This is a genomic window from Methanosarcina sp. 1.H.A.2.2, assembly GCF_000979975.1.
Lineage (GTDB): Archaea > Halobacteriota > Methanosarcinia > Methanosarcinales > Methanosarcinaceae > Methanosarcina.
This window is the reverse complement of record NZ_JJQL01000004.1, coordinates 19,885-41,487: the sequence shown is the minus strand read 5'-3', so window position 1 is coordinate 41,487 and position 21,603 is coordinate 19,885. Positions and strand designations below refer to the sequence as shown.

Sequence of the window (21,603 nt, the reverse complement as noted above, 5' to 3'; positions counted from 1 at the left end):
TTCCCAGTAAAATCCCCCCTGCGTTTCCTCACGTTTTCTGATCCCGCCAGGCAATCATGCCGCCTCTCAGGACCTTTACCTTTCCAAAACCATTTCGGGTAAGAATCTCCGCAGCTCTGACCGCACGCATGCCGGAACGGCATACAACTATTATTTCCCTGTCTCTTACATTTTTTAGCTCCGAAATCCTGTTTTCCAGGCTTCTAACAGGGATATTTACCGAGTTTTCCAGATACCTCAGTTTTCCGGAAAGTTCATTTTCGTCTCTGACATCAAGGATAAGAATAGGAGCTCCAGACTCCAGTTTCTTCTGCAGTTCAGAGGCTGAGATAGTTTCCTGATTCAGACTTTCTCCCTTCCCGGATGTAGCTTTTCCTTCATCTGAGCTGCCGGACTCTATAGCCTCTCTGGAAGCTTGAGAACTGCGGACGCCGGAGTCTCTTGATCTAAAAAGTTTTTTTACCCAGTTTGCAGGCCCTACTTCCAGTTCCTCAGCTATTTTAAAATCCCTTCCTTTTCTGTAAAGTCCGAATTGAAAATTCATAAACCCTCACAGGAAACCCCTGAATCTTTAGCTCAGGGGCGGTTGACTATAATATTTGCAGCCTTTGAGGAGGTCGGGTAGAAGCTCCTGAAAATACCTCTTGAAGCTGTATGCTGGTGCCGCAGTTCCTTCTCAGTCAGGGCCTGGTAGAAGCTCCTGAAATATCTCTTGAGTAGCTGTATGTGCCGCAGTCTGCATGAGTTTCAGCTTTCGCCTTTCCAGAAACTTTAAATAATCCTGAAAATAGCCCTGCGCCAGATAGGCAGATATATCATCATCAGGTTTTCTGATCATTAAAATACATGCCCAGCAGGAGTAAGGATTTAACCCTCTACAAGCGCCCATTATAACTCCCCGTATCTAAATCAGTAGCTACCAAATATTTGGTCCTTTATCGGATAACCTTGCCGGATAGCTTTATCCCGTCAATAGATTTTTTTATTTTATCGGGTCTGCGATAAGTTCTCAAGGTCATCTGAGTGCCCCGAAAACTGAAAAATTAGGTATAGCCAAACTTTCCCCAATTTACATAGTCGTCACCGGAATATCAATATATCGGTACTTTTTGGGATTGTTTTTCCGGCAGGCTACCAGATCAGGAAGAAACTTTGAAAAAGCAGGGACATGAAATCTATGCAGTACAAAAAAAGTTTATTGTGATTATGGAACTTACAGGTTAACAGGGGACTAATTGTTCACCTTATTTAAGCAGGATACCCCCCTTCCTTTACTACGAAGCAGCAGGGAGGAGTAATGACATCTATTCATGTATCCTGTTTTCCACAGGCTTTTAATATCTCAGGATACTCCCTGTTTTTTTACTGGCAGAAGCTTTCCGAGTTCTTCGTTTTTTTCCCCGCATTTTCCTCCTCTAAGGAAATTTATAATTTTTGAGACACGATATGAGTGTTCCCGCTTTTTTTCGTCTTTTCGGGCCTGATACACTCTGATTGAACGAAGAAGGTCGATTTTTCGGAATTCTGGCCAGAAAGGTGCGCAGAAGTAAGTTGCGCACTCGCTGCCATTAGCCTGCCATGGCAGGAAGTTGGAAACCCTCTCATCTCCTCCTGTACGGACGATCAGGTCCACATTCGGGACGGACACACCCGGAGCAGGGTAGAGGTGTTTTGAGATCAGGTTTTCATCAACATCTTCAAGAGAAAGTTTTCCACTGGACACGCAGGCTGCAATATCCCGGACTGCCTGCATTATGTCCTGCCTGCCCCCGTAAGCAATAGCCACGTTCAGGTTAAACATTCTATGGTTCTCTGTGGCTTTCTCAATCTTTTCAATGGATTCATTCAGAAAAGCCGGCAGTTTTGACCTGTCTCCTATAATTCGGACCTGCATCTCTTTTTCATGAGTCCTCGGGTCAGAATAAAGCTTAAGGAATTTTTCGTTGATAAGGTTGAAGAGGCCGTCAACTTCTTCTTCAGAACGCTGAAAATTTTCCGTAGAAAGGGCATAAAGTGTAAGCTGTTTTACTCCGATCTCATAACACCACTCAATAACCTGTTCAGTGACTTCTGCCCCCATGGCGTGCCCGAAACTTCGAGCTTTTCCCAACTGCCCTGCATATCTGCGGTTTCCATCCATAATTACGGCTATGTGGGCGGGGATTTCAGAACTCAAAATCTCTTTTTCAAGCATCTGCTCATACTTTTGGTAGAACACACTGAAAGTCCGGTTTTTCATGAAGCGAAGCCCTGCCCGGAAGGCTCCTGTATTCCACGGTACCATTTTCAGGCTAATTATCTGTTTTCCTCCTGGCAGTATAATAGGTAACAGGAATATTAATATACATTTTTTGTGGTATGGAATTCAATATTTCTCATAAATCCAAACGTTAATTTTTCTTTTTCCTTAAAGGTTTTACTGTATATATTTATTCAGGATCATTTCAATTCTTATGTCCGTCATCCTGGAGTTTACTAAATAGAGATCATATCGTTCTATTATATGCTCCTGTTCTATTTTATACTATTATATGTACGTGTGGATGGAAAAGCTATATGATTATTAATAGGAATCTCAACTAGGTATAAACAACTAACGATTTTTAATTTTTATTAAATTAATTAAGTTAACCATCCGGCATTTAATAAAGCCAGGACTAGGGCATCAACTCCCAGTAGGGGGTTAAAGTTATATACTGATTTTAACGGAAAAACTATTTTCTACATGCCTGTTTTTTATCCCCCTAAAAGAGGAGTTTTTTATAGAGCTCTTAAACCTGCAGTTCACTATGTTTCATCTGGTGCATCAACACAGTAAAACAGGGGACTTGAAAAATTCATATCATATAAAAAACAGGATTTTTAGTACTAAAAACGGCTCAGTAGTTCTCAAGAACAGAGCCGACAATGTTCTTGTAACTCTCTTTCAGGGAATAGACGTTATGGTCCCCGGTGACATTTATGCTCAGGATTCCAAGCCTGGTATTCATAAGCCCGACCATGGCTGACACTCCCCGGTAACTTACCTCGAATTTTCCTTTATCAAGGTAGTCATAAACTTCACCGGTGGTGAACTTGTCTCCGGTCAGGAAGAGATTGAGCACAACCTTGCGTATCCCGTTTTCATCCCTGCCGAGATACTTTATCAATCTCGCTCTTACCCTTTCTTCCGCAGTCTGCAGTTTCGGACACCTCAGTTTTAATGATAATTTGAATTATATTCTTTTATTTGAGTTATATTCTTTTAATACTGTATTCTTCCCGGTCTGATTGTAATTTCCAAACAGATGCGACCCTTAAGTAGGGGCGCTAAGAATCGAATACCCTATATCCTTATCGTTTATATATTTTAGGATTACTTTTTTTTAAATATTTATACTGAAGTATATTATGGATATACAGATATGTTATGCAGATCCACCGATCAATTCAGAAAAGGATGAAACCTCATAATTTCTATCTCTCGAACCTTCAGCCTCACACAACAGGAATGCGGTGAACGTTAACTGTCAGTTACTAACTGTCAGTTACTATACCTGAGATGGTGCCCTTCTTGAAGATCCATTAGATCCATTTGTATTGCAGAATAACATCTTATGTATAAGTAGTTTACAGTAGAAATTGGTGGAAACAATTTTGAACTAATGTTGCCAGTTCAGCCTGCAAGCAGAAAGACGACAGGGGATAATTAGAAAAGGGATGATTAAAAGTATAAATCATGGATTAAGTTGCTTTGTTAAAATTACCTGAATAAGCAACCTGAATCTGATTTGGTCCTATTTGTCTGGAATTGTCCAGGGTTCTTTGAATATAAGATTGTGGATAGTCATAAAAAAAGAAAGTAAGCTGCCGCAGTAAACAGGATTATATATCAACGCTATCTGGCACACACAGCCCTGAAATTTATTCAGAAGCAGCTCATTAGTCATTTTCCTGTCTTCCAGTTTGCGGCAAGGCAGAACACCCTTTTCAATTCATATTCTTTGTGCTTTTACTCAGTTGATTTTCCAGTACATAGAGAATATGGAGACGCAAAGGCCGAACAGAAGAGTGCTCAGTATTGAGATAATCTGATTGACTCTGCCACTCTCTCCGTTTTCTTCAGATCTACTCTCTTCTGGCTGTGCAGAAGCTTTCACAAATTCCTGCATGGTTTTTGTGGATAGACCTGTGTTGTCATCCGGAACCTGATCAGAGCTGGCTTCAGCCTGTATGAATGCCCTCGTTACCATTGACATTCCACGGCCTGAACTGCTCTTCTCATTCAGTACATCGTTATCTTTGTCAGATTCCTTTTCGTTATCTTCCGCGTCATCTTCTTTATCTCCATTCTCTTCGCTTTCGTCTACGTCATCTTCATCTTCTTTGTCAGATTCCTTTTCGTCATCTCCCGCGTCATCTTCTTTGTCAGATTCTTTTTCGTCATCTCCCGCGTCATCTTCTTTGTCAGATTCCTTTTCGTCATCTCCCGCGTCATCTTCTTCGTCTACGTCATCTTCAACATCTTCGTCACATTCATCTTCTTCGTCTACGTCATCTTCATCTTCTTCGTCACATTCATCTTCTTCGTCTACATCATCACAGTTGTTGTCTTTATCTGATCCGTTGTCCTTTTCCTTATCTGATCCGTTGTCCTTTTCTTTATCTGATCCGTTGTCTTTTTCTTTATCTGATCCGTTGTCTTTTTCCTTATCTGATCCGTTGTCCTTTTCCTTATCTGATCCGTTGTCCTTTTCCTTATCTGATCCGTTGTCCTTTTCCTTATCTGATCCGTTGTCCTTTTCTTTATCTGATCCGTTGTCCTTTTCTTTATCTGATCCGTTGTCCTTTTCTTTATCTGATCCGTTGTCTTTTTCTTTATCTGATCCGTTGTCTTTTTCTTTATCTGAGTCCCCTACTGAATCGTCTCCGCTCTCAACTTGCTTTTTATCTTTTTCTCCATTATCGCTGTAATTCTGTTGCCCAGCAGCAGCCATGCACACGGTGCATGATAGTAAGAGCATAAAAACAAGAAGCCCCGAAAATATTTTCCTCATTTATACCTCTCCCATTTCTTATTTGAGTTTAATTTTTCTTCACTATCTATTTCTTATGCAAACGTGGACAGTATCCACTATCGCGCTTCTTACTAAGCCCTTATACACACTTATTCACTCCACATGCTCTACTCCACATGCATGTGTTGATAGTGTTCGAATATGGTATCCACTCCGTATACTATGTTTATCTGTATACCCCGACGTGGATCGTATCCGTATGTCTGTAAGTGGCCTTTTTACCGGTATTCAAATTCAGTGTACCTTTTTAATGTCGGTAGTTCTTCTGTATACACACCGGCATCCTTATATTCAGGGTGGATAGGCTCTCTGGAACTTTTATTTTTTTATATTTTTTAAAGCAAGAGCTATCTACCAGAATATTTTAAAAATTTTTTAAGGTCACACCTATTGAACTATTGATTATTTAATGTCCAAATAGTCCATTATTTACCTTACTCCGTAACATTCCACCCCACTTATGAAATGTTTACGCACATACGTCTTTTTTATTACTATTAATCCTTTTCTCTTTTTTGTGTTTTTTCCCTAACTTTATTCATCTATTTTGGGTGTATGGGGGCCTCGTAAATTCTATTTTTCAAATATATTTAATTTTCATTATTAAATTTCAAAATATACTACAGGGAGTTTTTTTTCTTTCCTTTGGAAGTGGGTGGTCTTCCCACGCCATTTTCTTTGAAAGCTCCCCTCTTTATAACAATTATTATATTCTATGCCATATTCATATATATTTTAAAAAAAAAATAATATTAATTTTTAATAAAAATATAATTTGTGATATCCGCAAATTCATCGGAGTTTGGAGAATATGGAGAGAATTTGCCCTGACTTATCAGGTATTTTTTCGTTCTTCTCTTCTTCCCTTCAGGGGCTTTCTTCTGTTATTCAAAATAAATTCGGCTCTTCGTTGTTTTGTGTGGATATCCTCATAAAAACCAACGAGGTCTTGTAGTGAAAATAATCTTATCCATAGGGAATGACGAAGAGCCATAACATTCTTCCATGATACCCGCGTCGTTTCAGAGCAGGGCCATGAATTAAGGTTGATGGAAATATAGCAAATAAAAATTGATGGGTAAAGATTGACGCATTAAGGATAAAGATAAAAATGATCTATAAACAGAGTAAATTTCCATGGTTTTGGAGATTTTGGGGGGAATTACCACCATAGAACTTCGGATTTTTGGCTGAATGAAAATATAAAGTCCTGTTCTCTTTTTCACCAGTTATGAATATGAGCTTTCATATACAGTCAATTGTAGTAAATATACTGTGAGTTGCATGTATACTGAGAATTTGATGACACTCTCTTTCGTTCCTCTGGAAAATATACCCCACTTATGGGAACAAAACGATGTTCTTATCTTTCTTATTGATCTGGATAATTATGACACATTGAGTATGGAATGTCTCAACAGCACCGAAAGAGAATATCTTGAAAAACTTCATACAATATATTTCAAAAAAAGATATATTGTCTCCAGAATGGTTTTGAAACATGTTCTATTCCATCTCCTTAACAAAAGTTCTGTCCTGGATATCTCTACATATAAAGACGAGTGCGGAGAAGTCCATATACTCAACCATAAAGAGTTGCACATCTGCATATCCTACTCTGAAAATGTTTTAACTCTTGCAATATCAAAGGTTGAGGTTGGTATTGATGTCGAAATTAAAAGATCACTAACACTAAAAAATACTTTAAAATACTTTCAAACAACATCTTCATGCACCGTAAAATCTGCAAGTGACGCCGACATTTTGAGGACATGGACTATGAAAGAGGCTTATTGTAAGTTTTCTAATAAAAATATATTTTCCATTCTCAGTAAAGAGCCGAACTTCAATAATATCTGTTATTTAAGCTATTTATTAGATAATAAATACATCTTTTCTGTCATTACTGATTCGGATCCACATACTATTAATATAAGTCGCCTTGAGAAAATTAACTATGGTTGAAGCAAGAATGTTTGATAAAATCAGGTAAAAAGGCATAATAGATCAAGGAATAACCCTTTTTAACTTCTTTGAATAATTTTATTATTTTTTTTAAAGCTGTATGAATCGAGTGCCATAACCTGATACATCTAAGCTCATTTGAATTTCTTTTTTTCCAATGATTTATTTAGCACTCTATTGTTTCAAATTATTTATATAGTTGTATTACATAATTACCTGTGGGGCTTTCAACTACTATAGACAAAGTGTGTATTACGTGCGATTAATGATCTTATTTGAGTACAGGGGTAAGATTGTATGGAACAGATAAAGAATGGCATACTTGATTATTTGAAGGATAATTCTTTCATGGAGCGGGAAACTGTTCTTAGAGACAGTGACTCTCTCACCCAGAACGGCATCATAGATTCTATCGGTTTACTCGAATTGATAGATTATATCTGTGAAACATATTCTATCGAAATTCCTGAAGATATGCTAACTCCGGAGAATTTCGATTCTCTACAGGGAATCACTGACCTGATAACCAGACTGGCGAAGTGAATGGTTATGAGAATTGATGCTTATATCACTGAACACGCCAGAAAAATTCCTCACCAGACTGCCCTTGAAGAGGGTAAATATTCTATTTCTTACAGCTGTCTTGATGAGGATATAAGCATAATTGCCTCATCTCTGAATGACTTTGAGCACTGCAGGTTTGCAATACTGGCTGAGTCCGGCATTCACTACATAAAGGTACTTATGGCAGTATACCGGTCAGGCAACATCGCAATACCCCTGCCAATCGAATTGCCTGGGTTAAGCCTTGAACGAATTCTTGATGCTGCATGCATTAATAACATAATTGCAACGAAAAAACAGTACTTAAGATTTGGAGATGGATTTTTTGAGCGTTTTGGAACTGTGATCGTTGTTTCAGATGATACTGCAGTGGAGACCCTCAGCAAAAGAACGATCCTCGAGAGAAACAATCCCGAACTGAGGCTGGTACTCTATACATCAGGCACAACAGGCACTCCTAAGGGAGTTATGTTAAGCGATAAAAACCTGGTCTCAAATTCCAGATCAATAATCGAGGTTCTTAACATAACCCCAAAAGATAAAGCAGCCCTGGTAATCTCTCCACACCACGCCTTTGGGAATTCAATAATCAATTCCCACCTGATGGCTGGAGGATCAATCCACACCGGAACAATGAATTTCATAGACCCGGTTTTTAACCTCATTGAATCCGGAGTATCCATATTCTATGGAGTGCCCAGTACCTATCGCATTCTTCTTAGATACCCGGAAAGGTTCAAAAAAGCCTTTGCGAATGTCAGGACCGCCGCATCTGCCGGCGGAGCCATGGACAGTGTTATAGTGCGGAGTATCAGGGAGTTAAGTCCGGGTACGCAGATTCTGCCGATGTACGGCCAGACCGAAGCCACAGCAAGGCTTGCCTACCTGCCATCAGAAGATGTGGACAAATTTATAGATACGATAGGAAAGGCAATTCCAGGAGTTACCCTGGACGTCTTCAACTCTGAAAACAGGCCAATGGGACCTGATATCACAGGCGAGCTTGTTGCCAGGGGAGATAATATCCTGCTGGGTTATCTGAATGATGAGGCGGCAACTGAAAAGAAGATCATCAATGGATGGATGCATACAGGGGACCTGGCGCAGAAACTTCCGGGAGGATACCTCAGGCTGCTTGGTCGCAAGGACGACCTCATCAAAATAGGTGACCACCGGATTAACCCGAGAGAAATCGAGAAAGAGATAGAGATGAACAATGAGGTTTCCAGCGTTTTTGTTGTGCCTGTTTCCCATGAGCTTATGGGCAACGCAATCAGCCTCATGGTCATACCCAATCAGAAAACTAAAGTCGACGATATTTTTGCTTTTTGCAGGAAGAACCTGCCGGGATACCTGTACCCTAGGGAGATCCTCTTCATTGACCATCTTCCGCTGAGCGAGAACGGGAAAATCTCCAACAGGTCCATTATAGAGGAGTACCAGCATGTCAAAGCTAGCATGTAAAAAGTGTGTTCTGAATTCGGATATTCCGGGCATAGAAATTAACGAAGAAAGCGGGCTCTGCCATTTTTGTGAGACTTATGTCCCTCTTTCCTCACAGGAAAAGGAGCAGTACCTTAACAGGATTGAAGAACTCTTCAAAGAATACAGCGGCAGGGGCAATTATGATGTGATATTTGCACTTTCAGGTGGAAAAGACTCTTCATACACACTTTACAAACTCAAAAAAGACTATCCTTTCCTGAAAGTACTTGCTGTCCAGTTTGATAATGGGTTCACTTCAGATTATGCCGTAGTAAATGCAAAGAAAATGTGTGAGATTACAGGATGCGACTATTTTAAGCTGACAATGGAAACAGAGGTCCTGTACGAGCTCTTCCGAAAGGCAGCCGAATCCTATGATGCGTTCCCTAAGTTTGCCAAATACAGGGCAAGCGACATATGCAATATCTGCATCAGCGTCATCAAACAGAAATTGCTGGAACAGGCCATAGTTCAGAACGCGCCTTTTATTGTATTTGCCTTTACAGCAGGACAGTCGCCCAACCCCATAATCAATCTATCAGCTAATTTTATACAATGGTCAAGGAATCTTTTTGAAAAGCAGCTTCAAAAAATAGGTGTTGATGACAGGGATGAGCAGTTCCTCATTAAAAATGAGGTCATTAAAAATATAGGTGAAGTTGCTCCATCCATTCTGCATCCGCTCTGTCTGTGGGAATATAGTGAGGACAAAGTGATTGAAACAGTAATGGGGCTCGGGTGGAAAGCTCCCGACCTTAATGACAGTAATTCAACTAACTGTACGCTGAATTCTTTTGCATGCCATAATCACCTCGAAAAGTACGGCTTCCATCCATATGCCTTTGACATAGCAGGGCTTGTCCGAAGTGGGGAAATGTCAAGGGAAGAAGGGCTGGAAAAACTTCACCAGGAACTATCGCAGCCGTTGATAGAGGAAGCTGCAGAGAAACTTGAAATAAAGATAAATCACTCATAAAAGAGCCGGCTGAAAGTTTAATCCGATATTCTTTCAGCAAAGAGTTATTCTTTATATGCCCAGTTATTTTAATAAATGATCCGGGGATTCAATCTATTATTGCATACAGTTTAAATGTATAACTAACTACCATAACAAATAATCGATCAGGGGAGTAATACTATGCAGATAACCGGGAGTAGCGTAGCGCAGACTACAGAGGGTAATATCGCGCAGTTATCAAAAAATAATACCGGGAGGTTAACGGACAGCAGTAATACGCAGATTATGGATGAATTGAACAGAGATGCTGATAAGCTTGCTGAAATACTCAGGGGTTTTATTAGAGGTCAGATCACGGCTTTTAAGAAAAAAGGAGTGGTTCTGGGGGTTTCGGGGGGTATTGATTCAGCTGTAGCCCTTACGCTTTGCGTACAGGAGTTCGGCAAGGAAAACGTATACGGCCTTCTCCTCCCTGAAAAAGAATCTGCTCCTTCAAGCAAAACCCTGGGGGCAGAAATCTGTGAAAGCCTGGGAGTTTCATATGAGGAGGTCCCGATTTCTCCAATCATTGAGTCTCTTGGCATCTATAACAAAAAGGAACAGATTATAAAAAGGACCTGTCCGGAATACGACCCCGAAATACATAACACCTCACTTGTGCTGCCTGATTTCCTTAATCAGGGATTGTTGAATGTTCCTCATATCAGGCTGATAAAAGACGGGGAAACGGTTGCCAGGCACAGGTTGAAAGCAAACGATTATCTGGAATTGATAGGGCTGCAGAATGTTAAGCAGCGGTCCAGAATGATAGTCCAGTATATGTATGCCGAAAAGATGAATTACGCTGTTTGCGGCACAACCAACAAGACCGAACTTGTCCTTGGCCAGTTTGTAAAATATGGAGATGGAGGTGTAGATCTCGAACCTTTTGCAGACTGCTATAAGACTCAGATCTATGCTCTGGCAAAACACCTCAGGGTAAATGAGGAAATTATAAAGCGCCCGCCAAGTGCCGACACATGGAGCCATTATACGACTGATGAGGAGTTCTACTGGCGTATGCCCATACACATCCTGGATCAGCTCCTGTATGCTCAGGAACATAAGCTGCCTTTAGAGATCACTGAAAAGAACACTGGTCTGCCCAGAGATACTATCGAAAAAGCCTGGAGGCACGTTGACAGAGTAAGAGATAGCACAGAGTATACACGGGCTGCTCCTCCAATCTGTTATCCGGGCATATAAGTCACATGGAGCAAATGCTTCATTAAATGTGGTGCCTGCCAGAAAAGCCATTTGAGGGTTTTTCCTCTTAATGGTCAACAAAATCAACATTCGAAGTCAACGTTAACTCAATCAGCAATTCTGAAGGATAAGCGTCAACTACCTCTGAGCTAAAGACTCAGGGGTTTCCTGCTGAGGTTTTATGAACACTAGAGTTTCCATTGTACGCTGTTCCGACTATTCGGGTGTAAAAGGTGCAATTAAGGAGGCACTCAACCTGATAGGCGGGCTTGAGAGCGTTATATCTCCGGGTAATCGCGTGCTTCTTAAACCCAATGTACTTGCGATCCGGCCTCCGGAGGATGCCGTCACCACTCATCCTGCAATAGTCTCTGCAATGTGTGAACTGGTCCTGGAAGCAGGAGGTATTCCTGTTATAGGGGACGGGTCAGGGATTGCGAAACCGGGTTCTACCACGACAACGGAGGCTTTTCGTGCATCGGGAATTGAAGGTGCCGCATACGCTGTTGGTGCAGAGCTTATCAATTTTGAGACCTCAGGTTACACCGAGGTCTCTGTTCCCAACGCCAGGCATTTCCCACGCCTGTACGTCGCAAAAGCAGTCCTTGAGGCTGATGTGGTAATCTCACTTCCAAAACTCAAGACGCATGAACTGACACTCTATACGGGGGCTGTCAAAAACTTCTTTGGGGCAGTGCCTCAGAAAATAAGAAAGCAGGCACATGCCCTGGAAGATCGTGACCGTTTTGGACATGCTGTTGTCGATATCTACTCTATCGCCAAGCCTCATCTTGCAGTTATGGACGGCGTTTTCGGAATGGAAGGGAATGGACCTTCGAATGGCACACCTGTATTTGCAGGCGTGGTCATGGCAAGTTATGACTGTGTAGCTCTGGATATCGTAGCCTCTGAGCTCATAGGAATCGACCCTTTAAAAGTTCCTACAAACAAAGCTGCGCTCTCAAGAGGGTTCGGCACCAGGCATCCTGAAGTTGCAGGAGTGCCTCTGCAGGAGGTAAATCTCAGGTTTAAAAGACCGGAAGGTGGAATTACTGCCTACATGCCGGCTTTTCTTATTGGAATTCTTCGAAAGCAATTAACTGTAAAGCCTTTTATCAACACCTCAAGATGCGCATTTTGCAAAGCCTGTGTTTTGAACTGTTCTGCGCATGCAATTGAGGAAGTGGGCAGGACACTCACAATCAACCAGCAAAAATGTATCCAGTGCTACTGCTGTCGCGAACTGTGTCCGAATGATGCGGTAGAAATAAAAAAGTCTTTACTCCTTAAAATTGTAACCCGAAGTAAAACCTGATAAGATCATCACATGATAAGGTCATCACATGATAAGGTCATCACATGATAAGATAATCATAATATAACTTCTTTCAAAATTGTATGCTCTAAAATTTCAATTAATATGGTTCAAACTTCAATTAATGTAGTTCAAGACTGACTATAGGAAATATATTTATCGGTGGAAGATTAATGGAAAGTAAGTGCCAGGTGTTTTTCACCGCAAAATGGGGGGCATCACCATGACGACCGTGATATCTAACAGAGATAAAGTAACTTTTAATGAAGTAGCTGATCATTACCATAGCAATAAACTCGTCTTTGGAATGAAGTACTTTAAGAACTGGGTTCTGGAACGTGTTGCTTCGTGGTTTCCGATTCCTTCATGGAGAGCGAAATTTCATAAAATGCGAGGCGTGAATCTCGGAAAAAACGTATATGTCGGCTATGATGTGGTTTTTGACAGGCTTCACCCTGAAATGATCACAGTGGGAGATTACTCTGAAATAGGAGACCGCTGCATCCTCTCAGCTCATTCCAGAGGCAGCCTGACCACAAGACAGGCATATCCGAGGACTATAGATCCCATAAAAATAGGAAGTGGAGTCTCTGTAAATCCTGGTTGTATAATCACCCAGGGAGTCGAGATCGGAGATAACTCGATAATTGGTATTGGATCTGTGGTTACCCGTGATATCTCTCCAAACAGCCTTGCTCTGGGTTATCCGGCTCGAGTTGTCAAAAAGCTCGATGGAGTAGGGGATCTCAAAACCTGATTTACAGGTTTTTAATTTTTTTACTTTTTTATAACTTTACTTGTTGTATTTTTTAATACTTATGGGTGGTTATTTTTATCCAATATTTTTTATTTGTTATCCAGGATTTTTTGTTAAATATCTCAACCAGGTCCGGAATCATTTTTCAGCTCTGTAACTGAATTCAAACCCAAATCGACTCAAAGCAAACAGTGCCATTAATATTACCATGAATATAAAGAAAACAGATACAAAAGATGCTATCAGATAATAAAATAAACCGGCCCCTGTGAATTCTGCATTCATTAGTGAGAATATACTGGTAGGTTTATTGTAAAGCGGATAGAGATAAGGACAGTATGCTTCAGCTATATCATCTAACAGCAGGTGTGTGAGGAAAGCAGATTCTGCAAAAATTGCCATGTATACCGCTTTATTGAGCTCCCTGTATGCAGCATATCCGACAATCCCTCCGAACAGAATTGCAGTAGAACTGAACAGCAATGAATGTGTCGGGATCGGGCCAACCCAGCAGTGTTGTAAAGTGCCGTTTATGAGCAGATTATATACAACTATTAGATCCGGGAACATAGTGCATAAACCACCTACAAACATCAGCAATAGTAGCTTCCTTGAGTCTCTGAATGAGAGCTCTCCGCGAGAGAGCGCTTTTGTTATAGCATATATGGCTACCGCGCCGATGCAAAACAAAAAAAACAGAACATGTACGACCGGATATGGCATAAGGACCCCCTTTTCCAAATTTATGGCTTATTTTTTCACACGAAATGGATCTGAGAGCATTTAGGATCTTCCATATCTAATCAAACCAGAGAGAAGATTAGTAGCTCTCTAAACTCTATTGGTCTATCTTCTATAAGGCGCATCTTCTATAAATTTTTGTCGATGTGCCGATCCGCTGAAAAATCTTGTCCTGCTTTCTTTAAAAGGAATTTGGATTAAAGTCCGGGCAGATACTCTCATAGAGGAATAAGTTCTACAAGCAGCCCGTCTTCAAAAGGATGCCTTTCAATTATGAAAAGCTTTGTTCCAAGGGGTTCAAGTTCTTCTTTGAGTACGTCCTTAAGGTCTTCAAGCACCCACCAGGCGATCTCAATTTTTCCTTCCTTTACTTCATATAGTTCGTCAGGAACTTCTATCTCCCTGAGGATCTCTTTTGCAAGTTCCTGGTCCCCTTCGTTGATAACCCCATAGATAAGAGTGCCTTCTTCCGTGACCTCGTCAAATTTTCTTGCTGTGTTTTTTGCAATCCTCTGAAACCTTTTGCGCAGCTGGACTGCATCCTTATAAGTCGAAGAACAGAAATGCACTCTTTTGCACGTACTAAAGGCAGTTTTAGCATAAGTATGGGACCCGGCAGCAGCACAGGAAATGTCTGTTTCCAGGGAAAACCCATTTTCATGAAGGGCATTTGAGTTATTATCAGAAAATTCCAGTTCGTTCAGGTTGAGGAAAATTCCCATTTCCTCTGCAAAAGCCGCAACTTTCTCTGCACCTTCAAGGGAAGGAATTTCTATTCCGGTTTCTATTCCCAGATCTTTTGCATTTCGCAGGGTATCTGCATAGGGGCTGTGCATGAGCTCTCCCCAGACAGCCTGTGGAGGATGGAAGCGGATTTCGTCAAGGCCTGCTTCTGCTAACTTTTCAAGGGTTTCCCTCTCAGGAGCAAGAGACGTATAAAGATGAATATGATGAGCTTTTCCAAAAGAGGACTTAAGCAGGCGGATGTAGTGCAGGACTCTCTCCACTTTAAGTAGAGGCTCTCCACCAGTAATCCCTGTCCCGAGGGCGTCCATAAGCTCAGCTTCCTTCAACAAATCCTCATCGCTTTTTACAAGCCTTTCGTTTGCAAAAACCAGGTCTTTTCCACGCCTTTCATCGGAAAGTGGGCAGTAAAAACAGCTTTTAGGGCAAAGGCCAGTTACAAAGAGCACCATTTTGGCGCCCTGCTGGCAGAGCCTGCAGCCTTCTGAAAGATAACTGCAAAAGGAGCCCGTCTCATCTTCTGTGAACTTTTCCATACCTGAGACTGCATATTCTTTTGTCCTATATAAGGCTTGTTTCCGGATGCCGGCCCTTGCCCCGAATGAGATCTCCCAAATGAAAAGGAATTTTTTCGGGCCCGGTTCAGAAATTAATGGATCAGAAACTAATATATCTGTAAGGTACCAAAGGTTCACTGATGTCAGAGATGGATGGATACGTCGTAGTTTTTGGCTGCAAAAGGTGTGGTAAGTGTAAGGACGTCTGTCCTGTGGGGGCCATTTATGAAGAAAACGAGCTTGCAAAAATCGATCCTGAAAAGTGTAACCTTTGCATGAAATGCATAGATGAATGTACTAACAGGTCCATTATTTACATGGAATGACATGAGAATTATTTACATGAAATTATATGAGAATTATTTACATGAAATTATATGAGAATTAAGTCGAAGTGAAGTCAGAACAAAGTCTAAAAAAGTCAGGACAAGGTAGTAACGAGATGTTTGCCCCGGAAAAAATGCCAGTTAAGGGAAATATCATAGATGTTACAGTCCCTATTTCATCTCTTACTCCGATTTTTCCAGGAGACCCGGAGCCTTCAATTGAAAAAGTCTGTACTCTCGAAAAGGACGGGTGTGCAGTATCCAGATTGAGTTTCGGGAGCCATACCGGCACGCACGTTGACGCGCCGTCTCACATCTTGCAAGATGGACTTTCAGTTGATAAACTGGACCTTGAGCGCCTTATGGGCAAGGCGGTTGTTCTGGATTTATCCCGAAGAAATGGGGCATTGACAGACAATATTCTTGATAAGGCTTATAATGACCAGAAAATTACTGAACGTGTTTCTATCCTCCTCCTGAAAACACAGGCTTCTTTCCGGAATGAACAACATCCCGAAATTCCTGGCTTTCAGGCAGGGAAACCCGATAGAAAAGAGGAATTTGAGGAATCTGCATACCTCGATGCAACTGCTGCAACCTGGATTGTCCGGAAAGGGTTCAAAACAGTAGGAATTGATGAATTTTCCGTGGACAGCCTCTCCTCAGAAAGCCTGCCTGCTCATCACATGCTTCTTTCAAATAATGTGAGCATCGTGGAATGCCTTGACCTCAGTGCAGTCGAGGCCGGGAAGTATTTTTTCCTGTGCCTGCCCCTTAAAATTGAGGGCTGCGATGGGGCTCCGGCAAGAGCGTTACTGATTTCCGAAGACTGATTTTTTATGACTACTTCTAAGTATCCATTTTTTTAATTACTTTTTCTTTCATATCGTCTGATAACATCGTTTTAAGTTTCCTTTATTATTGCTCTTTTTAATACTATCCCAGAAACAATCACTCTGCCAAAATAGAATAATTTTTAACATACTATATACATTGCATATATTCTAAAATACATAACTGGTGCAAGCAACTCAAACAATTCAAGAAATTTTGATCTCATTGGTAGAACTAAGAATGGTAGAATGTGAGAAATATGGGAAAAATTAAAGAAAAAAACATTCAGTATATGATCGCAAAAGAACCTAAAATGCTCGGTCGTGGTGAACTTAAATTAATAGACATGGAAGTAACATACGAAAATAAAAGACGACTAGATTTATTATTTCAGTCAAAAGATTTAAAAATAATATATGAAGTTGAAATTCAATTAGGTCAATTAAACGGATCACATTTATTCAGAACTGTCGAATACTGGCTCAATGAAAGGGAAAATAAATCTGGGCATAAACATGTCGCAGTTCTTATAGCTCAAGTTGTCACAGAAAGGGCATTAGAAATTGTAAAGTTGTGTATGGAAAATGTTTCAATCATTATACTGGAAATGACAGCACATGAAAGCGAAAATGGAATACTGGATTTGAAATTTAGGGAAGTATATCCAGGTGAGTGCGCTATTGTGGACGAATATAAGCAATATGAAGAATACGAAGAAATTGTACTATGTGATAGACAGTATTATGAAAATTATGCGCCTGAGGCATTATTAAATGCGGCAGACACTATATTTAGAATCCTAAAAGAAATTGATCCCGTTATAGAAATGAACTACACACAAGGCTATATTGGATTCAAGACGGGGAAAATAAGGGGTCTTGCATTTATTGTGATAAAAAAGGAAGAGCTAATATTAAAACTTGTACTAGAGAAACTAGCTGAGACAGAAACAAAGATTAGAGATCTGGGGTTAGATTTAATTGGATATGCCGAAAGAAAAGGGAAAAAATGTGGGGAGTACAAAATTAGATTAAAAGTTGATGATGTAAAGAATAAGGAGGCAGACTTAAAGGTATTACTCAACATGGCACATGAATATAATACAAAAAATTAACAATATTTGAGCAGTTGAAGAATGAACTAAAGGGAATTAGGTTTCGTCACAATTATTGTGATTAAGACAGTTAGGTATTTTATTTATTTTATCTACTGAATTGATAATATTTGCGTGGACATACCCCATTGCTTGTAGTGGGGTATATATGCTCCCATCGGCTTTGTATCTGCCTTCATTTTCAGAATCGAGACATTGTATATCTTGTGCCATTGTAGCTGACCATCTCAAAAAGGAACTCACCTGAAACAGGGTATTCTATTACCACGCCCGTACTTTCGAGCACTGAAGCCTTCTGGCTGCTGTCCTGGCTTTCGGCAGGAATCCATATGCCTTCCGGATTCTGTATGCCCTTTATAAAGTGGATGGGTTTTCCTTCAAGCAGCATTCTTTTTTTAACCCCGTTTTTGTACTGGTAGATTAGGGTGTTGTTTTCCGGAACCCACTCGGAATCGGTCAGGTTGCCATTACATTCCTGGTCGGGGTCCACTCCGAAACTGATGTACCTGACAGACGGCGGGAGAGAAAAGATCAGGGTGCACATGCTCCCCTCAGGGCTGTACCTGTCTGCAGGGTTTCGGGCATATCCTCCCTGGATCGAGAGAAGGGAAAGGGAAGCAGTTTCTGCCTGGGCTTTAATCTCCGCTTCCTGAAGGACAGGAGAGGCTATATTCCAGGCCTGGGCCAGAAGGAGGACTACTGCAGCCAGAAGCCCAAGATAGACTACGAGTTTAAGGGGGATCGTATCTGCGGCCACAGTGTCGGAAATAATTTTTTTCATGTAATTGTAAATGACTTCCAAATAATAAAAAATTTTACTTGGTAAGACGAAGTTTTCTGGTAGCTAAAATCTAAAAGGAAAACTTGAAGATAAAGAGCAGGCTAAAAGATAACAGGAGACGACTGACAAAAGCAACCTTGAATAAAATAATGCTCAAAAGATAAACCTGATAAAAAGATAAACTGAAAATGAAAAGTACAATTCATCGGAACACACAGGAGGGTTTGGGATAAACGAAGAATGCGAGGAAAATCTGCTATGCATTCCTTTTTCTGAGGAGCAGCTTGAGGAAATCAAAAAGTATGCAGCCCTTAACGGCATGGAGGTTGAAGAATTTATAAAAAACGTTTGCCTGACTCACTGTCTCCAGCAAATGGAATACGTCCATGGGCAAAAGCCAGAAGGACCTGAAGCTGGAGAAGGGGCTGCAAAATCGGAAAACGGGTCAAAAACCGAGCCAAAGAAAATCGATATTAAAGGCAAAAAGCCTACCTCAAAAGATCTGCTTGACGGGCCGCTCGTCCTGGACCAGCAGTGCATAATGGATTTATTTGCAATCAAACGAGAGTTCGGCCATACTTCAAATAACAAGATCATTACTGTCGCCCTGAAACTGGGTTTAAATCAGCTCAGTGTGGCCCTTGATATGCTCAAGCACAAACTGGAAGAATAAAAGAAAGTGAAAAAAGAGAATAGAAGAATAAAATAAAATGAAAAAAGAGAATAGAAGAATAAAATAAAATGAAAAAAGAGAATAGAAGAATAAAAGAAAGTGAAAAAAGAGAAAAAGTTAAGAAAATGGCCTTTGCAGGCAATTTTTCCGAAAGTGCAGGGTTTTTAAGCCCTGCTGGTAAACCATTCCAGGAACTTATCGACAGCCCTGCGCCGGTGGGAAACCTTATTTTTCTCTTCGTCCCCGAGTTCCCCGAAGGTCATGCCCTGGTACTCGAAGATAGGGTCGTATCCAAAACCGCCCGTGCCACGCTCTTCGTATGCGATTTTCCCTTCCACTATTCCAGGGAAAACCAGGGGCTCTTTTCCGGGTTCGCAATATCCGATTACGGTTTTAAAATATGCGGCCCTGTCCTCTTCTCCATCCATCATTTTGAGCACTTTAGGATTTCCCAGTTTGTCTTCCACAAAACGGGAGTATGGGCCTGGAAAACCGTTTAAGGCATTTATGAAGATCCCGGAGTCGTCTACCATCACAGGCATGTTCAGTTTGTTTGCAACATACTGTGCCCCGTAAGCCGCGATCGGTTCAAGTTCATCTTCCTGGAGTTCCGGATAACCATTTTTGTTCTGGATTACCTCGATTCCGAAAGTTCCGAGGATATCCCTTACTTCGGCAAACTTGCCCTTATTTCCCGTAACAAAGACGATCTTATGCATAGCGAGCCCTCTTTTTTATCTCTTCAACTCGCCGGAGTACATCCTCTGAATCTATAAAAGTACTTCCATACCCTTTTTCGAAAGCTTTAACAAGGGTTTCGTGGTCGCGGTGAGTACTTTCAAATGTCTGGAAAAGCACATGGACATCCACACCTCTGGCTTCCAGGCTTTTGTCAAAATAAGCAAGCCCGAAGTCAATGAGGTAAAGCCTCTCGCCCGCAAGCAGGAGGTTTGAGGTGGTAAGGTCTCCGTGCACTATACCTGAACTGTGCAACTTGCCCACAAGTTCTCCGACCTTTTCCGAAACCTCGGGAGTTATAAGATACTTTATGGGGACTCCTTCGATGAACTGCATTTTGAGCTTGAATTCCTCAACATCGTAGATGATTGGCGTAGGTACTCCCGTGCGCCTGGCTTCAGACATCAGGCGGGCTTCTGCCCGGTTCCTTTCTCTCCTTATTCTCTCATCTATCTCTCTGTGCCTGTAAACCTTAGGGACCCTTTCCTTAACAAGCACCTTCTTCCCTTCAGGTCCATCCTCAAGGTAAACAACAGCTTCAGCTCCGCTGTCCAGCATTTCTCCGGGGGGAGTCCTGAAAAACGTCTCAGGAGAGATTTCAGGGACCCTTTTCATATCCTCTTCCTTTATCCAGGTCACTTTCACATCATCGGTCCTGAAACTCGGGTTCACACGCGAGTCTTCAATGGAGAGGGTATTTCCGGACTTATACATCAGGAGCCCGGTATATGCGATCATTGTCCCGTTGTCGCCCATGAAGCGTTTTTCGGGCACATAGAACGTTGCATCCCTGGCTTCACACATCTTGTTTAACATCTCGCGAAGCCTGGTATTTGCACCCACTCCGCCTGCCAGCAGCACTTCCTTTTTTCCTGTGTGGGCAAGGGCTCGTTCTGCAACCTCCACAACCATTGCAAAAGCTGTTTCCTGATAGGAATAACAGACATCTTCAAGCGAGGCTTTTTTCAGGGCTTCGCTTGAAGCAGTTGAGAGTCCGGAAAATGAGAGGTCCATTCCTTTAATCACATACGGGAGATGGATATATTGCTTTGCGTCTTTTGCGCATGCCTCGATTTTAGGCCCTCCCGGGTGAGACAGGCCTGCTCCCCGCGCAAATTTATCAAGGGCATTTCCAAGGCCAATATCAAGAGTCTCGCCAAAGACCCTGTACCGCCCTTCCATATATGAGATAACCTGGGAATTTGCCCCGCTTACATAAAGAACTACAGGGTCCTTTGCAGGGGTTTTCCAGATCCCGATTTCTATATGAGCAATGCAGTGGTTGACCCCTATAAGAGGAATACCCAGGGACAGGGAAAGCACCCTGGCTGCGGTTGCAACAGTCCTCAGGCAGGGTCCGAGTCCGGGGCCCTGAGAAAAAGCTATGCCGTCAATATCTGAAGGCTCTACCCCTTTTCCTTTTGCCTCTGCAAGGAGTTTTTTGATAACACTTGCTGCATATTTTGCATGGTGCTGGGCGGCTTCCCTGGGGTGGATTCCGCCTTTTTCGGGTTTATATGTCTCTGTGACCTCGGCAATGATCTCGGTCTCGGTCACGATTGCGGCACTCAGGTTCCAGGCAGTGCCTTCGATTCCAAGGATGAATGTGTTTTTCACGGCTTCCACTCTCCTTCCGGTGCGTCTCCTCTGCTTGCTATCACTGCCTTCGATAATATCGGAGAGGGTTATATACATTTGCTTTTCCGGTTTCTTTTCTCTGGCTTCAAAACTTCCCGAGCTTTAAAACTT

21 protein-coding genes are annotated in these 21,603 nt (G+C 41.6%); 11 read left to right on the top strand and 10 right to left on the bottom strand.

Annotation, left to right across the window (positions count from 1 at the left end; translation table 11 throughout):
• Nucleotides 1-28 precede the first annotated feature (28 nt).
• The 5 genes from EO93_RS16400 to EO93_RS00595 all read right to left on the bottom strand — a co-directional run bounded on the left by EO93_RS16400 (nucleotide 29) and on the right by EO93_RS00595 (nucleotide 5,036).
• Nucleotides 29-544 (bottom strand): rhodanese-like domain-containing protein, encoded by a 516-nt coding sequence (locus tag EO93_RS16400; RefSeq protein WP_052733600.1) that lies wholly within the window; start codon nucleotides 542-544, stop codon nucleotides 29-31.
• Nucleotides 545-676: 132 nt separating this feature from the next.
• Nucleotides 677-889: a hypothetical protein gene (locus tag EO93_RS00610; protein WP_048160572.1), complete on the bottom strand. Its 213-nt coding sequence runs from the start codon at nucleotides 887-889 to the stop codon at nucleotides 677-679.
• Between the two features lie 453 nt (nucleotides 890-1,342).
• Entirely contained in the window at nucleotides 1,343-2,239 is an 897-nt protein-coding gene (uppS, locus tag EO93_RS00605; protein ID WP_200895055.1) for a polyprenyl diphosphate synthase, read from the bottom strand.
• A gap of 640 nt (nucleotides 2,240-2,879) precedes the next feature.
• On the bottom strand, nucleotides 2,880-3,149 hold the full coding sequence (locus EO93_RS00600) for a DUF2551 domain-containing protein (protein ID WP_048135725.1): 270 nt from the start codon (nucleotides 3,147-3,149) through the stop codon (nucleotides 2,880-2,882).
• An 846-nt stretch (nucleotides 3,150-3,995) separates the two neighbouring features.
• On the bottom strand, nucleotides 3,996-5,036 hold the full coding sequence (locus EO93_RS00595; RefSeq protein WP_048160571.1) for a hypothetical protein: 1,041 nt from the start codon (nucleotides 5,034-5,036) through the stop codon (nucleotides 3,996-3,998).
• Nucleotides 5,037-6,359: 1,323 nt separating this feature from the next.
• On the opposite strand from EO93_RS00595, the gene EO93_RS00590 reads away from it, so the two are divergent.
• From EO93_RS00590 to EO93_RS00560, 7 genes are all read left to right on the top strand, one after another.
• Nucleotides 6,360-7,022, top strand: a complete 663-nt coding sequence (locus tag EO93_RS00590; protein WP_235284061.1) for a 4'-phosphopantetheinyl transferase superfamily protein — start codon at nucleotides 6,360-6,362, stop codon at nucleotides 7,020-7,022.
• A gap of 297 nt (nucleotides 7,023-7,319) precedes the next feature.
• Nucleotides 7,320-7,565 (top strand): acyl carrier protein, encoded by a 246-nt coding sequence (locus EO93_RS00585; protein WP_048160569.1) that lies wholly within the window; start codon nucleotides 7,320-7,322, stop codon nucleotides 7,563-7,565.
• 6 nt (nucleotides 7,566-7,571) lie between these two features.
• The gene (locus EO93_RS00580) at nucleotides 7,572-9,050 is read left to right on the top strand and encodes a class I adenylate-forming enzyme family protein (RefSeq protein WP_048160608.1); all 1,479 of its coding nucleotides are present in this window, start codon (nucleotides 7,572-7,574) and stop codon (nucleotides 9,048-9,050) included.
• Entirely contained in the window at nucleotides 9,031-10,047 is a 1,017-nt protein-coding gene (locus EO93_RS00575; protein ID WP_048160568.1) for a hypothetical protein, read from the top strand. Before EO93_RS00580 ends, EO93_RS00575 begins: the two co-directional genes overlap by 20 nt.
• 162 nt (nucleotides 10,048-10,209) lie before the next feature.
• Entirely contained in the window at nucleotides 10,210-11,274 is a 1,065-nt protein-coding gene (nadE, locus tag EO93_RS00570) for an NAD(+) synthase (RefSeq protein WP_048160566.1), read from the top strand.
• 181 nt (nucleotides 11,275-11,455) lie between these two features.
• Nucleotides 11,456-12,589, top strand: a complete 1,134-nt coding sequence (locus tag EO93_RS00565; RefSeq protein WP_048160564.1) for a DUF362 domain-containing protein — start codon at nucleotides 11,456-11,458, stop codon at nucleotides 12,587-12,589.
• Between the two features lie 208 nt (nucleotides 12,590-12,797).
• A complete protein-coding gene (locus tag EO93_RS00560; protein WP_048132220.1) occupies nucleotides 12,798-13,346 on the top strand; it encodes an acyltransferase in 549 nt (182 codons plus the stop codon).
• A 138-nt stretch (nucleotides 13,347-13,484) separates the two neighbouring features.
• Here the strand turns inward: EO93_RS00560 and EO93_RS00555 are convergent, their stop codons facing one another.
• Together EO93_RS00555 and EO93_RS00550 are read right to left on the bottom strand one after the other, a co-directional pair.
• On the bottom strand, nucleotides 13,485-14,069 hold the full coding sequence (locus EO93_RS00555) for a metal-dependent hydrolase (protein ID WP_048160562.1): 585 nt from the start codon (nucleotides 14,067-14,069) through the stop codon (nucleotides 13,485-13,487).
• A 236-nt stretch (nucleotides 14,070-14,305) separates the two neighbouring features.
• Nucleotides 14,306-15,367: a radical SAM protein gene (locus EO93_RS00550; RefSeq protein ID WP_048160605.1), complete on the bottom strand. Its 1,062-nt coding sequence runs from the start codon at nucleotides 15,365-15,367 to the stop codon at nucleotides 14,306-14,308.
• A 161-nt stretch (nucleotides 15,368-15,528) separates the two neighbouring features.
• On the opposite strand from EO93_RS00550, the gene EO93_RS00545 reads away from it, so the two are divergent.
• The 3 genes from EO93_RS00545 (at nucleotide 15,529) to EO93_RS00535 (ending at nucleotide 17,662) form a co-directional block, all read left to right on the top strand.
• The gene (locus EO93_RS00545) at nucleotides 15,529-15,714 is read left to right on the top strand and encodes a DUF362 domain-containing protein (RefSeq protein ID WP_048160561.1); all 186 of its coding nucleotides are present in this window, start codon (nucleotides 15,529-15,531) and stop codon (nucleotides 15,712-15,714) included.
• A 116-nt stretch (nucleotides 15,715-15,830) separates the two neighbouring features.
• Nucleotides 15,831-16,547, top strand: a complete 717-nt coding sequence (locus EO93_RS00540; RefSeq protein WP_048160560.1) for a cyclase family protein — start codon at nucleotides 15,831-15,833, stop codon at nucleotides 16,545-16,547.
• A gap of 260 nt (nucleotides 16,548-16,807) precedes the next feature.
• Nucleotides 16,808-17,662 carry a hypothetical protein gene (locus EO93_RS00535; RefSeq protein ID WP_048160553.1) on the top strand — a complete coding sequence of 285 codons (855 nt, stop codon included), beginning with the start codon at nucleotides 16,808-16,810 and terminating at the stop codon, nucleotides 17,660-17,662.
• A gap of 181 nt (nucleotides 17,663-17,843) precedes the next feature.
• On the opposite strand, the gene EO93_RS00530 is transcribed toward EO93_RS00535, so the two are convergent.
• Nucleotides 17,844-18,443: a hypothetical protein gene (locus EO93_RS00530; protein ID WP_048160603.1), complete on the bottom strand. Its 600-nt coding sequence runs from the start codon at nucleotides 18,441-18,443 to the stop codon at nucleotides 17,844-17,846.
• A gap of 319 nt (nucleotides 18,444-18,762) precedes the next feature.
• Between EO93_RS00530 and EO93_RS00525 the strand changes: the two genes are divergently transcribed.
• On the top strand, nucleotides 18,763-19,116 hold the full coding sequence (locus EO93_RS00525) for a hypothetical protein (RefSeq protein WP_048132212.1): 354 nt from the start codon (nucleotides 18,763-18,765) through the stop codon (nucleotides 19,114-19,116).
• 164 nt (nucleotides 19,117-19,280) lie between these two features.
• Here EO93_RS00525 and EO93_RS00520 read toward each other — a convergent pair whose 3' ends face one another.
• Nucleotides 19,281-19,835, bottom strand: a complete 555-nt coding sequence (locus EO93_RS00520) for an XTP/dITP diphosphatase (protein WP_048160551.1) — start codon at nucleotides 19,833-19,835, stop codon at nucleotides 19,281-19,283.
• The gene (locus EO93_RS00515) at nucleotides 19,828-21,549 is read right to left on the bottom strand and encodes a bifunctional N(6)-L-threonylcarbamoyladenine synthase/serine/threonine protein kinase (protein ID WP_048160549.1); all 1,722 of its coding nucleotides are present in this window, start codon (nucleotides 21,547-21,549) and stop codon (nucleotides 19,828-19,830) included. Before EO93_RS00515 ends, EO93_RS00520 begins: the two co-directional genes overlap by 8 nt.
• Nucleotides 21,550-21,603: the final 54 nt, after the last annotated feature.

Bases quoted from the DNA above. Each gene is read 5' to 3' on its own strand.
- nadE (WP_048160566.1), top strand. From the start codon at position 10,210: ATGCAGATAACCGGGAGTAGCGTAGCGCAGACTACAGAGGGTAATATC.
- EO93_RS00565 (WP_048160564.1), top strand. From the start codon at position 11,456: ATGAACACTAGAGTTTCCATTGTACGCTGTTCCGACTATTCGGGTGTA.
- EO93_RS00585 (WP_048160569.1), top strand. From the start codon at position 7,320: ATGGAACAGATAAAGAATGGCATACTTGATTATTTGAAGGATAATTCT.
- EO93_RS00540 (WP_048160560.1), top strand. From the start codon at position 15,831: ATGTTTGCCCCGGAAAAAATGCCAGTTAAGGGAAATATCATAGATGTT.
- EO93_RS00580 (WP_048160608.1), top strand. From the start codon at position 7,572: ATGAGAATTGATGCTTATATCACTGAACACGCCAGAAAAATTCCTCAC.
- EO93_RS00575 (WP_048160568.1), top strand. From the start codon at position 9,031: ATGTCAAAGCTAGCATGTAAAAAGTGTGTTCTGAATTCGGATATTCCG.
- EO93_RS00525 (WP_048132212.1), top strand. From the start codon at position 18,763: ATGGAGGTTGAAGAATTTATAAAAAACGTTTGCCTGACTCACTGTCTC.
- EO93_RS00545 (WP_048160561.1), top strand. From the start codon at position 15,529: ATGTCAGAGATGGATGGATACGTCGTAGTTTTTGGCTGCAAAAGGTGT.
- EO93_RS00595 (WP_048160571.1), bottom strand. From the start codon at position 5,036: ATGAGGAAAATATTTTCGGGGCTTCTTGTTTTTATGCTCTTACTATCA.
- EO93_RS00555 (WP_048160562.1), bottom strand. From the start codon at position 14,069: ATGCCATATCCGGTCGTACATGTTCTGTTTTTTTTGTTTTGCATCGGC.
- EO93_RS00530 (WP_048160603.1), bottom strand. From the start codon at position 18,443: ATGAAAAAAATTATTTCCGACACTGTGGCCGCAGATACGATCCCCCTT.
- EO93_RS00560 (WP_048132220.1), top strand. From the start codon at position 12,798: ATGGGGGGCATCACCATGACGACCGTGATATCTAACAGAGATAAAGTA.
- EO93_RS00550 (WP_048160605.1), bottom strand. From the start codon at position 15,367: ATGGAAAAGTTCACAGAAGATGAGACGGGCTCCTTTTGCAGTTATCTT.
- EO93_RS16400 (WP_052733600.1), bottom strand. From the start codon at position 544: ATGAATTTTCAATTCGGACTTTACAGAAAAGGAAGGGATTTTAAAATA.
- uppS (WP_200895055.1), bottom strand. From the start codon at position 2,239: ATGAAAAACCGGACTTTCAGTGTGTTCTACCAAAAGTATGAGCAGATG.
- EO93_RS00590 (WP_235284061.1), top strand. From the start codon at position 6,360: ATGACACTCTCTTTCGTTCCTCTGGAAAATATACCCCACTTATGGGAA.
- EO93_RS00520 (WP_048160551.1), bottom strand. From the start codon at position 19,835: ATGCATAAGATCGTCTTTGTTACGGGAAATAAGGGCAAGTTTGCCGAA.
- EO93_RS00535 (WP_048160553.1), top strand. From the start codon at position 16,808: ATGGGAAAAATTAAAGAAAAAAACATTCAGTATATGATCGCAAAAGAA.
- EO93_RS00610 (WP_048160572.1), bottom strand. From the start codon at position 889: ATGGGCGCTTGTAGAGGGTTAAATCCTTACTCCTGCTGGGCATGTATT.
- EO93_RS00515 (WP_048160549.1), bottom strand. From the start codon at position 21,549: ATGTATATAACCCTCTCCGATATTATCGAAGGCAGTGATAGCAAGCAG.